12 protein-coding genes are annotated in these 14772 nt (G+C 61.5%); 10 read left to right on the top strand and 2 right to left on the bottom strand.

Going from position 1 to position 14772, the window contains the following annotated elements; genetic code table 11:
* Nucleotides 1-236, top strand: a 236-nt coding sequence (locus tag T370_RS25695; RefSeq protein ID WP_211250523.1) for a hypothetical protein, incomplete at its 5' end; no start/stop codon positions are given.
* Between the two features lie 232 nt (nt 237-468).
* On the opposite strand, the gene T370_RS0112015 is transcribed toward T370_RS25695, so the two are convergent.
* Entirely contained in the window at nt 469-1695 is a 1227-nt protein-coding gene (locus T370_RS0112015; RefSeq protein WP_005030572.1) for an aspartate kinase, read from the bottom strand.
* A gap of 51 nt (nt 1696-1746) precedes the next feature.
* A complete protein-coding gene (gene tsaE / locus T370_RS0112020; protein WP_005030570.1) occupies nt 1747-2241 on the bottom strand; it encodes a tRNA (adenosine(37)-N6)-threonylcarbamoyltransferase complex ATPase subunit type 1 TsaE in 495 nt (164 codons plus the stop codon).
* Between the two features lie 422 nt (nt 2242-2663).
* Between tsaE and truB the strand changes: the two genes are divergently transcribed.
* The 9 genes from truB (at nt 2664) to T370_RS0112075 (ending at nt 14561) form a co-directional block, all read left to right on the top strand.
* Nucleotides 2664-3593 (top strand): tRNA pseudouridine(55) synthase TruB, encoded by a 930-nt coding sequence (gene truB, locus T370_RS0112030; protein ID WP_029435864.1) that lies wholly within the window; start codon nt 2664-2666, stop codon nt 3591-3593.
* 31 nt (nt 3594-3624) lie between these two features.
* A complete protein-coding gene (gene rpsO / locus T370_RS0112035; RefSeq protein ID WP_264476212.1) occupies nt 3625-3888 on the top strand; it encodes a 30S ribosomal protein S15 in 264 nt (87 codons plus the stop codon).
* Nucleotides 3889-4032: 144 nt separating this feature from the next.
* Complete coding sequence (gene pnp, locus T370_RS0112040; RefSeq protein WP_029435865.1) at nt 4033-6270, top strand: polyribonucleotide nucleotidyltransferase; 2238 nt, start codon at nt 4033-4035, stop codon at nt 6268-6270.
* Between the two features lie 382 nt (nt 6271-6652).
* The gene (locus tag T370_RS0112050; RefSeq protein WP_029435866.1) at nt 6653-8734 is read left to right on the top strand and encodes a type IV pilus biogenesis protein PilM; all 2082 of its coding nucleotides are present in this window, start codon (nt 6653-6655) and stop codon (nt 8732-8734) included.
* A gap of 1 nt (nt 8735) precedes the next feature.
* Complete coding sequence (locus T370_RS0112055) at nt 8736-9281, top strand: hypothetical protein (RefSeq protein ID WP_029435867.1); 546 nt, start codon at nt 8736-8738, stop codon at nt 9279-9281.
* Between the two features lie 15 nt (nt 9282-9296).
* Nucleotides 9297-9788, top strand: a complete 492-nt coding sequence (locus T370_RS0112060) for a hypothetical protein (RefSeq protein ID WP_005030556.1) — start codon at nt 9297-9299, stop codon at nt 9786-9788.
* 55 nt (nt 9789-9843) lie between these two features.
* The gene (pilQ, locus tag T370_RS0112065) at nt 9844-11469 is read left to right on the top strand and encodes a type IV pilus secretin PilQ (protein ID WP_005030555.1); all 1626 of its coding nucleotides are present in this window, start codon (nt 9844-9846) and stop codon (nt 11467-11469) included.
* A gap of 3 nt (nt 11470-11472) precedes the next feature.
* Complete coding sequence (locus tag T370_RS0112070) at nt 11473-13179, top strand: GspE/PulE family protein (RefSeq protein ID WP_009369253.1); 1707 nt, start codon at nt 11473-11475, stop codon at nt 13177-13179.
* A gap of 146 nt (nt 13180-13325) precedes the next feature.
* On the top strand, nt 13326-14561 hold the full coding sequence (locus T370_RS0112075; protein WP_005030551.1) for a type II secretion system F family protein: 1236 nt from the start codon (nt 13326-13328) through the stop codon (nt 14559-14561).
* Nucleotides 14562-14772: the final 211 nt, after the last annotated feature.

Here is a 14772-nt window from a genome sequence, read left to right on the forward strand (position 1 = left end):
AAGAACCAGAGGCCTTTGCCTCAGCCGCTGCGTTTCCGTCAGCGGCGAAGCGGGAATTTACCCCGCTCGGTCCAGCTTGTCAACAACTTTTTTTTTCGAACCCCGAAGTTTTTTTTCGGAGCGCGCCGCGAGGGTTTCTCCCCGGCGCAGAAGCGGGAACTTATCCCGACCCCTTCTCGCTGTCAACCGCTTTCTTCTGCTTTTTTCAAAAAACCGTTACCGTGCTGTCACAGTGACGACACAACAACTGCAGGTTGTTTTCAACACGCAGCCGAAGCATTTGCATACCCTGCCCCAGACCCCGCTCTCTGTCAACCATTTTTTGAATTTTTTTCCAAAACGTTTTCTTCTCAATATCCAACCTTTTTGTTTTATTGCACTATGAGAATATGCGTTTTCCGGGATGATACTCATGAAAAAAGCCCGGAAAGAGGACTCCCCGGGCCTTCGCATCAGTTCGCTTGACGGCTAGGCGTGATCAGGCTTGTGCAGTTCGAACGCGTCGTGCAGGGTGCGCACAGCGAGTTCGGTGTATTTTTCGTCGATCAGACAGGAAATCTTAATCTCGGACGTACTGATCATCTGGATGTTGATGTTTTCCTGCTGCAGGGCGGCGAAGGCCTTGGTCGCCACGCCGGTGTGGTTGCGCATTCCCACGCCGATGACGGAAACCTTAGCGACGTAGGGGTCGTGTTCCACGCCCGTACCGCCGATCCGCGCGACGATTTCCTTCATGAGCTGAATGGCTTTCTCCAGATCCTTGCGGGACACGGTGAACGTCATGTCGGTCACGCCTTCGCGGCTGGCGGTCTGGATGATCATGTCAACCATGATGCCGTTTTCGGACAGCGGCGCAAAAAGGGCGGCGGAGACGCCGGGGCGGTCAGGAACCCCGCATACGGTTACACGGGCCTGATCCTTGTCATATGCAATGCCGGAGACGAGCACGGCTTCCATCATGGCGTCCTCCTGGGCGACCAGCGTTCCCGGATCATCAGAAAACGTGGAGCGCACGTGAACGGGAACATTATACTTCTTTGCGAACTCCACAGAACGGATTTGCAATACCTTCGCACCCATGGAAGCCATTTCAAGCATTTCTTCATAGGTGACGCGATCGAGTTTGCGAGCCGTGGAGCACAGATTGGGGTCCGTCGTATAGACCCCGTCCACATCCGTATAGATTTCACACTCGCAGGAATCCAGAGCGGCGGCCAGCGCCACGGCGGACGTATCGGACCCGCCACGGCCGAGCGTGGTGATGCGCCCGTCTTCCGTCGAGCCCTGGAACCCGGCGACCACGAGCACGTCGTGCGCCTCAAGCTCCTTATGGATGCGGGAGGCATCAATAGAGAGGATGCGGGCACGGCCGAATTCATCATTCGTGATGATCGGGATCTGCCAGCCGAGCATCGAACGCGCCTTGATGCCGGAGTCCTTGAGCAACATGCTGAAAAGCGCGATCGAGGCCTGCTCGCCCGTGGAAAGCAGACTGTCCACTTCCGCCAGATCAGGCTCTGCGGCCCAACGGGTCGACAGATCCAGCAGTTTGTTGGTCTTCCCGGACTTGGCGGAAAGCACCACGACTACCTTGTATCCCTGATCCAGAGCGGCTTTCACCTTACCACGCACCATTTTTAGGCGGTCGATGTCGGCTACGGACGTCCCTCCGAATTTTTGTACCAGAATACGCATAGCTGAGTCCTTCATCGTGACCTGTGAGGCAGAAACCCTTCCTCTTTGCCGTCATTCCCCGGAATCGCGGAGACGAGCCAGTTTCTGCAATACGCAGTGCGCCGCCTTCCCATAGGGGGACAGCGTTACCAACCTGTTATTTTTGCAGACTTGAAACAGGATGTCCAGACGTTTCGGGGGCAAATTCTCGGCTGCAATCCGCTCGGCCCATTCGACGAGCACCAGTCCGGATTCCGTATCCAGCGCCTCGTCCACTTCATCGGGCAATGCGCCCTCCGAGCGGTACAGATCACAATGGATGACGGAGGGCGTCGTGGGATAGCTGTTGCACAGGGTAAAGCTCGGGCTGGAGACTTCCGCATTCTCCCCTCCGGGCAACGCTTCGATGAAGCCGCGTGTGAACGTGGTCTTGCCTGAGCCCAGATCGCCGTAGAACAATATGATATGAACCTGCTCGCCGCCCTCGGCGTACTGCTCGTTCAGCGCCCGGCCAAGCTGCCTGCCGAACTCGACGGTCGATTCGGCATCAGGAAGGGATATATCCATAGAAAATCCTTTGAAAAAAATCGGGGGAGAGCATGAGAGCAAAACGGCCCTCGGCAGAGAAAATCCGCATGGGATCAGCCTTGCCGCCGCGCCCTTGCGGGAACGTCAGGCGAGGCCAACCCATTGAACCATCCATCTCCTCTTGAAACCATCAGAAGCGAAGATGACCGTTCCGATTACCGGAAACCTGACGGAAACTCAACGCTTCCCTGCCCCCTCTCTGGATGGGGTCGCATGGCAGGCGGCCCGGGCCGGCAGACAGCTCCGGATATCCGCCAGTCAAAAGCCGCTGAAGCGGGATACGCAGAGGAGGGGACCTGTCCTCCGAAAGGCGCTGCCTCCCAGGATGCCTTCGAACTTCCACATCTCTCACAAGAACCACTGGACGACCGGGAAAAAAATGTATAGAGTACTCACCTCATATGGAACAACAGCACGGTCTTCTTGTGGTCGACAAGCCACGCGGGCTCTCGTCCGCCCAGTGTACCAACCGATTCAAACGGTTGGGGCAGAAAAAGATAGGACACGCAGGCACCCTGGACCCGATGGCTCAGGGCGTTCTGTTGGTGCTTCTCGGGCACGCGACCAAAATCTCCGGATATCTCATGGCGGGAGGCGTCAAAGCCTATCAGGGCACTGTCCGGCTCGGGCAGACCACTGATACGTGGGACGCCGACGGCCAGATTACCGCCGAAGCGCCGTGGAACCATGTGACCGCCGAAGCCGTGGCCGACGTCATCGCCGGCTGGGTGGGCACGAGTGAACAGCCCGTGCCGCCCTATTCAGCGGCCAAGCATCAAGGTCAGCCCCTCTACAAGCTGTCCCGGGAGGGGAAAGAAACCCCGCTCAAAATCAAGACCATCGAAATTTCGCGTGCGGAAGTCCTCAGGGTTGAGCTTCCGTACGTTACCTTCCGAGTCATTTGCAGTTCCGGCACTTACATACGGTCCCTCGCCCACAGCTTGGGGACGCGCTTGGGGTGCGGAGCCGTGCTCACGGAACTGATTCGGGAGTATAGCCACCCCTTTGGCCTCGACAGGGCTTGTCCGCTGGACACGCTGCTCGCCGAGCCCGAAACGCTGCCTGAACGGGTCATCCCCGTGACCGCCGCTCTCCCCCACTGGCCCACGATCACCGTGACCGGGCAGGAAGAGGCGGACACGAAAAACGGCAAGATCCTTGTGTGGACGGAAGCGCGCCGCGCGCGCTCCAGAGCACAGGACGGAACGGACATCCCGTGCGTTCCCGGCGCCAACGCCGTCTTGCTCTCGCCCGACGGGCAGCCTCTCGCGCTCGCCGAAGCCGTCTCCGGCGGCCCCGCATGGAAAGTGCTCAGGGGACTTTGGAACTAACGCAACCCATTCGGAGGATATCGCTGTGGTTATGGACGCCGCCCAGAAAAAGACTGTTATCGAAGCTCACGCCAAGCATGAAGGCGACACCGGCTCCCCGGAAGTCCAGGTAGCTCTGCTTACCGCCCGCATTGAAGGCCTCACCGGGCACTTCAAGGAACACAAGAAGGACTTCCACTCCCGCCGTGGCCTGCTCAAGCTCGTCGGCCAGCGCCGCAACCTGCTGAACTACCTCAAGAGCAAAGATATTCAGCGTTACCGCGCTCTCATCGAAAAGCTGGGACTGCGCAAGTAAGTGCGTTTTCGGGGGGAGCCTTGGGCTCCCCCTTTCCACGTCATCAACCTCAACCCGTCATGAGAAGGAGTTTCCGCGAACAGGATCGACGTTTGGATCGATATTGTTCCCGGAGTCTCCTTCCCGAAGAGAAAAGGATTCACCATGAGTTTTAGAAAAGCCCCCACCCGGGTTTCCGCCACCATCGGCGGCAAGGAAATCATCCTTGAGACCGGCCGCGTCGCTACGCAGGCCCACGGCTCCGTTACCATCCAGTGCGGTGGCACCGTCGTGCTCGTTACCGTTTGTTCACAGCCCCTCGACTTCGACCGCGGCTTCTTTCCGCTGACCGTGGAATATTCCGAGCGCATGTATGCCGCGGGCCGTATCCCCGGCAGCTTCTTCCGCCGCGAAATCGGCCGTCCGTCCGAGCGCGAAACCCTCGTTTCCCGCCTCATCGACCGCCCGATCCGCCCGTTGTTCCCCAAGGGCCTCCCCGAAGACGTGCAGGTGCTCGCCAGCGTCATTTCCTCCGACCAGGAAAACGAATCCGACGTGCTCTCCATCACGGCCGCTTCCGCCGCCGTCATGCTGTCGCCCCTGCCCTTCGCCGAAGCCGTCGCCGGCGGACGCATCGGCCGCATCAACGGCCAGTTCATCCTGAACCCCACCGTCAAGGAAATGGCCGAAAGCGACCTGAACATCGTGTTCGCCGCTTCCGCCGACGCGCTGGTCATGGTTGAAGGCGAAGCCACCTTCGTTCCCGAAGACGTGATCATCGACGCCCTCGAATGGGGCCGCAAGGAAATCCAGCCCCTCGTCGAAGCGCAGGTCAAGCTGCGCGAGCTCGCGGGCAAGGCGAAGATGGCCTTCACCCCGCAGGAAGACGACGCGGCCCTGCTCGCCCGCATCGAAGAGCTTGCCGCCGGAGCCGGCCTCGAAGCCGCCATGCGCGTGCCCGAAAAGATGGCCCGCAAGGACGCCCGCAAGCTCGTGAAGGAAAAGATCGTCGAAGCCCTCAAGGCCGATCCGACCTATGGCGAAGACGAAAAGGCCCTCTCCTCCGTCGGCGACATCATCGGCCACATCGAAAAGAAGGTCGTGCGCAAGCGCATCCTTGACGAAGGCACCCGCATCGACGGACGCGACACCAAGACCGTGCGCCCCATCGAAATCCAGCCCGGCATCCTGCCCCGCGCCCACGGCTCCGCGCTGTTCACGCGCGGTGAAACGCAGTCCCTGTGCGTGACCACGCTCGGCAGCTCCACGGACAACCAGCGCATGGATTCGCTCACCGGCGACGTGACCAAGACCTTCATGCTGCACTATAACTTCCCGCCCTTCTCCGTGGGCGAAGTGAAGCCCGTCCGCGTGTCCCGCCGCGAAATCGGCCACGGCGCGCTGGCCGAAAAAGCCCTCAAGCCCATCATCCCCGCGGGCGACGGCTTCCCCTTCACCGTCCGCGTGGTGGCCGAAACGCTGGAATCCAACGGTTCCTCCTCGATGGCCGCGGTGTGCGGCGGCTGCCTGTCCCTCATGGACGCGGGCGTGCCGATTTCCGATCCGGTCGCCGGCGTGGCTATGGGCCTCATCAAGGAAGGCGATAACTTCATCGTGCTGACCGACATCCTCGGCGACGAAGATGCCCTCGGCGACATGGACTTCAAGATTGCCGGTACCGCCGAAGGCGTAACCGCCGTGCAGATGGACATCAAGATCACCGGCCTGACCACCGAGATCATGCGCAAGGCCATGCGTCAGGCGCATGAGGCCCGCCTGCATATCCTCGGCGAAATGAAGAAGGCCATCGACGGCCCCCGCGCCGAACTCTCCAAGTATGCCCCGCAACATGCCGAAGTCTTCGTGAACCCCGAAGTCATCCGCATGATCATCGGACCCGGCGGCAAGAACATCAAGGCGATCACCGCCGCCACCGGCGCTTCCGTGGATATCGAGGACAGCGGCCGCATCTCCATCTTCGCCCCCACCGCCGAATCCATGGAACAGGCCAAGGAACTGGTGCAGTACTACGACCAGCGCCCCGACCTCGGCAAGAACTACATGGGCAAGGTCCGCAAAGTGCTGGAAATCGGCGCCATTGTGGAAATCATGCCCAATGTCGAAGCCCTCGTGCACATCTCGCAGCTTGATACCAGCCGCGTGGCGCAGGCTTCCGATGTGGCCCACCTCGGCGAAGACATGTTGGTGAAGGTCATCGAAATCAACGGCGACCGCATCCGTGCCAGCCGCAAGGCCGTCCTCCTCGAAGAACAGGGCATCGAATGGAAGCCCGAGGACACCGCCCGCCCCGCCCGCACTCCGCGCGGCGAAGGCGACCGCGATCATCGCGGTGACCGTGGGGATCGCGGCGAACGCCGCGAACGCCGTCCCCGCCGCGACTAACGCAACGAACTGAGGCCCGGCCTCGGATACCGCCGGGAAAGGTAATCCTTCCCGGTCTCCGAAAAGGAGGAAGAAGCATATGCTTCTTCCTCCTTTTTCGCTTCATGAGGGGGCCTGTCCCCGCGTTCAAAAACCGGGGCATCTTGCCGGGAAGAAAAAAGAAGCGGCACGTCCGCCCTCCCTTCCTGTACCCTGCGCCGAAGCGAACACGTTTCCAGCATCTTCTATATGAAAAACCATAATTGAATGGGGTACGACACCACGTTCCGCCTCCGGCGTACTTTTAACGCCTCTGCCCGGTAAAAAGGACAAGAACGCCCTTGCTCTCGTCACCGTTGGCGGATATCATTTAATTCCAATTGATAGTCGACGGGGTGTTAACGTGTCTTTATCCGCAAGCCAGGCCAGTGCCACACAGAAGCTGCTGGAGCATATCCGCAGTACACCCCAGAAAGACGACGCTTCTGCTTCTTTCGCCCCACCCCTCCAGATTCCTCCGGCCGCGCCCCTCCGTCCTTTGTTCGGCAAAGAGCGCTCGGTTGTGGGTATTGATGTCGGCAAGGGCAGGATCTGCCTTGTACAACGCCGCGCCGGAAGCACACCGATCCTTGAGGCCATTCAGAGCTTCAGCATCCCGGAAACCATGGACTGGGAAACACCGGGCCTCGCCGACAGGATACGCGAGGCGTTGAGCGCCTTCCTGCCTCATGGCGGACGCGACGCGGACATATGGGTCCGGCTCCCCGACGGACAGGATGAGCTTCGCCATTACCGCATTCCCAAAGTCAGCCCTAAAGATCGCGACGCCATTGCCAAGATGGCCGCGATCCGGGAAAAACCGTTCGACGAGGCCGAAAACATCTTCGACTATCGCGTGGACGCCGAAGTGCTGGACAAAGGTGTGCCCCGCCTCCCCGTCACCGCCATGATCGCCAACAAAGGCGCTGTCAACACCGTCAGGCATACGCTCGCCGCGGCCGGCGTTTCTCCCGCGGGCATCTCCTCCGGGAACATCTACGCGCAAAACCTGTTCGCTTCGGGCTGGCTGTCCTCGCCGTGGGAACATTTCGCCTTCGCCGACATAGGAGAGGACTCCACTCGCATCGAGATCTTTTCCGGTACCAACATCGCGCTCAGCCGGACCATCAAAACCGGCCTGAGAAGCCTCGTCACGGCATTGCAGGAATCCTACGGCGGCCGACGCAAGAAAACGCCTCCGCCTCCAGTTGTGCCGCCCATGCCGCGGCACCTGCCGATGGAGGCGTTGGGCGGGGAGCTTGCCGGGTCTCACTCCGAACGGCAGCAGGCCGTTTCATCGTTCACGTCGCCCTCGGACCCGTTCCCGTTGATCCTGCAGCCGGAATCCCTGCCGCTGGAGCTGTCTCTTCCACAGCTGTCCCCAATGGATATGGGCATGGCTTCGGCACCTGTCGCGCCTTCCGTGCCCGCAGCGTCCCTATCCTCCCTCGCCGAAAAAATTCCGGACGATGAAATTTCCTATGAAGAAGGCCTGCACCTGCTCTGCGAAAACAGGCGCCGCACGCCCGAAGAAGAGGAACGCCTGCTTCTGCGCCTTTCCCAGCCTCTCGGGAGGTTGGCCAGGCAGCTGGAACGCACCGCCGACCACTTCCGCAACGCTATGGGGATGCCGAACATTCAGGGCGTCATTGTGTTCGCCCCCGGCGGCTGCATGGCGCTTGCGCTGAAAAAGTTCGAAACCTCCCTCGGCCTCCCCTGCCGCCCGCTGCGCTTTGACGGGCAGACCACGCCCGGCGCGGCTACGGATCTGGAAAAGGCGCTGGCCAGATCCGCCGACGAAAGCCTGCTGCAAGCCATCGGCCTGAGCCTCTCCGCCCCGGCGTATACGCCCAATGCGATCATGACCTACAAGGATCAGAAGAGCAGGGAACGGCAGATGCGGATCACGTTCCTTTCGATAGGGCTCACGACCGTCGTGCTCATGCTGCTTCTGGCCTTCTGCGGCAAACTGTACATGGGCTATCTGGACGAGAAAGCGCACAAGGCCGAACTGGAAAGCCGGATTGCCTCGTGGCCCGTGCTCTACACGCCGGATCAACTCAGGAACAATCTGGCCGACACCCAGAAATGGCAGGTGCAGGCCCGGACACTGGCGAAACGCCGCATCGCCGCCGCGCTCATGACCGAACTCTCCACCATCACCCCCGAGGCCATCCATATCACGGGTATGCGGGTTACGTTCAAGGACGTGAATCCCGGCAAGCAGGAAGCGCGGCGCGGCACGAAGAAACCATCCGAACCCGAAGAAAGCGCCGTCGCCGTGCTCACCGGAAGCGTGGCGGGCGACATGCTCCAGCGCGAATCCCAGCTTGCGGAATTCCTCAGCCAGCTGGAGCACTCCCCGATGGTTCTGTCCTTGGTTGTGGAAAAGCAGCAGACGGATACGGAAATCCTCTCCTTCGTCGCAACGCTGAGGCTGGTGTAACATGCGTCTCCCGATTGTCCCGGCATGGTTCCCCCTCAGGGCTCTCGCGCTTCAGGGCGTGATGGCGCTGTGCGTGCTGCTGTTCTGCCTCGCCCCGCTCTGGTATGTTACGTGGAAGCTCGAAGCGGACATCAAAGGACTCGAAACCCGGATACAGGTGCAGGAAACCCTCCAGCCGCTTATGGAGGGGCTCAATGCCCGGCGTGAGGAAACCCGGCGCCTTCTCGGAGCGACCAAAACCCTGCCGACGCCGGACACCCTGCCGCTCATCGTCACCTCGCTGCAGGAAATGGTCAGCCTGTCCGGGATGCAGAGTTCCCATTTCGTCCCCGCCGCCGAAACCGTCGTGGAAAAGAACCGCATCCGTCTGGACGGCACCCTTTCCGGCCCTCCCGACAATTTCCGGCGCCTTGTCCTCCTGCTGAGCGAACAGCCGTGGCTTTCCGGCATGGAATTTTTGAACGTCACCCCTTCCGGCGCGCTTCCCGCATACTCGCTGGGGATTTGGGCCACGTTCACGCAACAGGCCAACACGCCGCGGCACTGATGAAGGGCTGATACGATGACGCTACGGGAAAAGATACTTTTGGCGGCCATGGGCGCCGCCGTCATGGGAGGAGGCATCCAGTTCGGCCTTTCGACGCTGCTGCCCTCCCCGGCGCCTTCCGGCACGGACAGCTCCCTGCAACAGGCCCGGGCCGTCGCCGGAGAGGTCACGGCGCGCCTGCAGGCCCTCCCGCTGTCGGACGGCCAGCGCTACATCCTCGCCTCCTCGCTGCGCCCGGCCCCGCGCAACCCGTTCACCCTTCCGGCAAACGGGCTGCCGGACGCGCAGCAGTCGGCGTCCGCGAACGCTTCGGGCCTCGTCTATTCCGGCTATGTGCAGGCCGGAAAGGAAGCTCTCGCCATCATCGGCGGGCTGGAATACGGCGTGGGCGACACGCTCCCCAATACCGGCGACGTGATCCGGTTCATCGGTTCCGACGGCGTGCGCCTCTATTCGCCGTCGCGGAACGCCGAGTGGACCCTGCCCTACTCCGGGGACGACATATAAGCCGCGCCTCTCAACGAACAGCTTCGCCGCGCCCTTGCGGCGAGTGGAGAATACTATGCGACAACGGCCCGTTTCCATCCTTTGCCTCCTGGCCTTGTTCTGTCTGCTCGCGGCCTGCTCCCCCAAGCAAGACAAAAAGCAGGAGTTCATGGATCACTGGAAGCAGCTCTCGCAGGATTCGCAGGGCTATTCGCCCGCACCCTCCGATCTGCGCCCCGAGCCCCGCGTGATCATGCGCCATACGGAAAAACAGGAACAGGCCGCGTCCCGTCCCCTGCCCACCATTCCCGTCACCCTCAAGCTCCACAACGTGGATGTGGGCGTCGCCCTGCGCAGCCTCGCGGCCGCCGCCGGGGTCAACGTCATGCTCAGCCCCGGCGTGAGCGGGACGGTCAGCCTCAATGTCCAGAAATCCCCGTGGCGGGACGTGTTCCAAGGACTGCTGCGAGCCAACGGCCTGCAATACCGCTGGCAGGGCAACATCCTGCAAGTCTTGACCGCCGTGGAAAAACAGAAGGAAATCAACCTCCAGACGCTCGACAACCAGCTTGCCCAGCAGGAGCTCATCTCCCGCCAGAACTCGCCGCTCACCGTCAGCGTGGTCAGCGTGCGCTATGCCGAAGCCGCGGCCCTGCAGCAGAGCCTCACCAAATTCCTTACCGCCGCCAACGGGCAAGGCGGGCAGGCCGCCGTCATCGAAGTGGACGAACACAGCAACGCCCTGATCATACAGGCCACGGAACAGGATCAGCAGCGCATCATCCGGCTTGTGGACAACCTCGACCGCCCGCGCCCGCAGGTCCACCTCAAGGCCTACATCGTGGAAGCCACCAAGGAAACCGCCCGCGAACTCGGCGTGCAGTGGGGCGGCGTCTGGCGTTCCGGTTCCTTCAACAACGGCAACCACGCGTGGATCGGCTCCGGCGCGTCCGGCACGCAGGGGCAGGACCCCGTCACCGGCGGCCTGACCGGAACGCACGGCTCCGGCCTCGGCGGCGCGCCTTTCGGCCTCGACTATTCCGGCATCGCCTCCAACGACATGGGCTCCCTCGGCTTCCTGTTCGGCAAGGTCGGCGGCAGTATGCTCGAAGTCCAGCTCAACCTCATGGAAAAGGACGGCAACATCAACATCCTGTCCTCGCCCTCCATCACCACGCTGGACAACAAGATGGCCTACACCGAGAACGGCGAAAAGGTCCCCTATGTTTCCACAAGCAACATGGGCGACCGCGAGGTCAAGTTCGAAGACGCGGTCCTGCGCCTCGAGATGACGCCCAACGTCATCGACGGCGACAACCTCAAGCTCAAAGTGCTGGTCAAGAAGGACGAAGTGGACACCTCCCGTTCCGTGGACGGCAATCCCTTCATCATCAAGAAGCAGACCGAAACGACCCTCATCATGCGCAACGGCGAAACCGTGGTCATCTCCGGCCTGACCAAGGAAAAGGGGACGGACATCAACGCGGGCGTTCCCGGGCTCAAGGACATCCCCGGCGGCAAGTACGTCTTCGGCCACGAGAGCAAGGGCAAGACGATGGAGGAAGTGCTTATCTTCATCACGCCGGAAATCCTGCCCACGCGGGAACTGCCGCCGCTCCCGTCCGCGCCTTCCATGAGCGAAAGCCCTTCGCTCCGGAACGGGGCGCTTCCCGCGCCCTCGGCCGGGGCCGCGAGGAGATAGCCCATGCATACACGAATGAGACTCGGCGAGCTGCTGCTGGCCTCCGGCCTGCTCAGCGCCGACCAGCTTGAAGCCGCCCTCCAAGGCCAGCGCAGCAGCGGCATGAAGCTCGGCGAGTACCTGATCAAACAGGGCATCTGCCGCGAGAGCGACGTCGTGGACGCCGTGTGCCGCCAAACCGGCATCGAACGCTACACGCCCTCCCGATTCCCGCTGAACCTGTCCCTCTCCGACCGCCTGCCCGCCGACGTGGCGCAGCGCACCAATGCCGTCCCCCTGCTCATCCGCGGGGATGTGCTGGTCGTGGCGATGATGGACCCGCTGGATATCGACGCGCTGGACCGCATTGAAATCGTCACGGACCGCGAAGTGGAGCCGGTCATGTGCCTCCGGCAGGAGTTCACCCAGCTCTACGCCGCGCTGTACGGCCATTTCAACACGATGGACGGGGTGATGGAGAGCTTTACCGCTCTGCCCGATCAGCCCGTGGCGTCCGACGACCTGCTCATCGCCAGTGAAACGCCCAAAGACGAGCTCGGCCAGCCCGACGAAGCCCCGGTGGTCCGCCTCGTCAACTCCATCCTGACGCAGGCGGTGCGCGAATCGGCGAGCGACATCCACATCAGCCCGGAAAAGGATTCCATCCAGATCCGTTTCCGCATCGACGGCAAGCTCCGCAAAACGCCTTCGCCCCCGAAAAGCGTCGGGGCCTCCATCGTCTCGCGCATCAAGATTTTGGCGAATATGGACATCTCCATTACCCGCGTGCCGCAGGACGGGCGCTTCACCATGATGGTGGACCGCCGGGAAATCAACGTCCGCGTCTCCACCCTGCCGACCATCTACGGCGAAAACGTGGTCATGCGTCTGCTCGACATGAGCACCAACCACGTCTACACGCTGGACAAGCTCGGTATGAGCGACAAGGACTGCAAGACCATTTCCCAAACGATCGAAAGGCCCTACGGCATGATCCTGTCCACCGGCCCCACCGGGAGCGGCAAGAGCACAAGCCTCTATTCCATCCTCCAGCTTCTCAACAAGCCGGACGTGAACGCCATCACGCTTGAAGATCCCGTCGAATACCGCATTGACGGCATCCGGCAGGTACAGCTCAACGTCCGGGCGGGCATGACCTTCGCCTCCGGCCTGCGCTCCATCCTGCGCCAGGACCCGGACGTGATCATGGTGGGCGAAATCCGCGACAGCGAAACCGCGCAGATCGCCGTGCAGGCGGCCCTCACCGGGCACCTCGTGCTGTCCACCCTGCACACCAACGACGCGCCCGGCGCGGTTTCCCGGCTCATGGAAATGCACATCGAGCCTTATCTCGTCGCTTCCGTGCTCCTCTGCTCGTTTGCCCAGCGCCTTGTCCGCAAAGTATGCCCCCATTGCGCAGAGCCCTATGATCCGCCCCGCGCCCTGCTCGGGCTTTTCGGGATCAAGGATGCGGAAGGGGCAACCTTCCGGCGCGGGAAAGGCTGCTACCACTGCGGGAACACGGGCTATTTGGGCCGGATCGGTATTTTCGAAGTGATGCCCGTGACGCCGGAAATCCAGGAAGCCATTGTCCGCCGGGCCCACGCGCAGGAGATTTCCGCCATCGCCCAGCGGCAGGGCGTCATGAACACCCTCGCTCAGGACGCGGCCCGCAAGGTCCGCGCCGGGATCACCACCGTCGAGGAAGCCCTCCGCGCCGCTATGGTGTAGGGGGACCGGAAGAGAGCATCGGGGGAGGGAAACCTTTCTGAAGAAGGGTTTCCCTCCCCCGTCCCCCTCCCTTCCCAAGACTTTCGACTGGTGGGGAGGCCGCACGGAGGGAGTCCCTGTCGGGCGAATATTGAAAAAGGATACTCATGGCGGACCAAAAACATACGTATGCCTACCGGGCGATCAATGACGAAGGCGTGACGCTCACCGGCGATATTGAGGCCGAAAGCGCGGAACAGGCGCGTCAGGCGCTGCTTGGCCGCGGCCTCATGCCGACCGAGGTTACCCGTCGGGACGGCCCCTTGAAGAGCAAACGCTTCCAAAAATTCTTCCAGAAGCCGGTCACCTACAAACAGATCATCCTGTTCAGCAAACAGTTCCGCACGTTGTTCAACGCAGGCGTCTCCATCACGCAGCTTTTGGGCATCCTCCAGACGCAGACGGAAAACCCCACGCTCAAAGCCGCCACGGCGGACATCGCGCAGCAGGTAAGCACGGGCGGTACGCTGTATAACGCGTTCCGGTCGCATCCGGATATTTTCTCCCCGCTCTACTGCTCCATGATCCGGGCTGGCGAATTCAGCGGCTCGATGGGCGATGTGCTGGATCGCCTCACGTACCTGCTGGAGCACGAAAACAAGATCCGCAACGACGTGAAATCGGCCCTGCGTTATCCCAAAATCGTGCTGATCACGCTGGCCGGAGCCTTTTTCTTCCTCCTCAACTGGGTGGTCCCGAGCTTCGCCAAGCTGTTCGTCAACGCCAAAATCGAACTGCCGTGGCCGACGCGCATGGCCCTTGCCATGAATACCGCGCTGTCCGACTACTGGTACCTGCTGCTGGCGGCTGCCGTCGGCATGTTCTTCGGGGTGCGTTGGTGGATACGGACAAGCCGGGGCCGCTACCTGTGGGCCCGGACGCTGCTCACCCTCCCACTCGTCGGCAAGGTCGTCCAGATGTCGATCATGGCCCGCTTTGCCGCCATCTTTTCCATCCTCCAGCGTAGCGGCGTCAGTATCCTCGATTCATTGGATATTCTTTCAGAGACCATCAACAATGCCGCGCTGGAGCGGGAATTCTCCACCATCAAGGAAAAACTCCGATCAGGCCAGGGCATCGCGGAACCGCTCAGCACCGCACGCTATTTCACGCCGCTGACCATCAACATGGTCGCCGTCGGCGAAGGCGCCGGCAATCTCGAGACCATGCTTGAGGACCTCGCCGCCCACTATGACGAAGAGGTCGAGTACGCCGTGGGTGAAATGACCGAAGCCATCGGCCCCATCCTCATCGTCGTTCTCGCCGCCGTCGTCGGCTTCTTCGCCCTCGCCATCTTCATGCCCATGTGGGACATGACCAAGCTGGCATCCGGCGGGCGTTAAGGCCGGATAAAGAAACCAAAGGAAAGGAAGGCCCCTTTCACAGGACAGGGCCTTCCCTCCTTTCAACGGCTTTTCTCTTTATGGAGCCCTTTTTTCTTTTTCTGTGGCTAGGATTCCATTATGCCGTTGCCCCCGCACGCTTCTGTCGGCGAACCGGGGGACGGAAACCTCCGCATGGGGCATCACACTCCACCGATCTTCATTAGCCGTT

Origin of the sequence: Bilophila wadsworthia ATCC 49260 (assembly GCF_000701705.1) — a bacterium.
In the GTDB taxonomy this organism is placed as follows: domain Bacteria; phylum Desulfobacterota; class Desulfovibrionia; order Desulfovibrionales; family Desulfovibrionaceae; genus Bilophila; species Bilophila wadsworthia.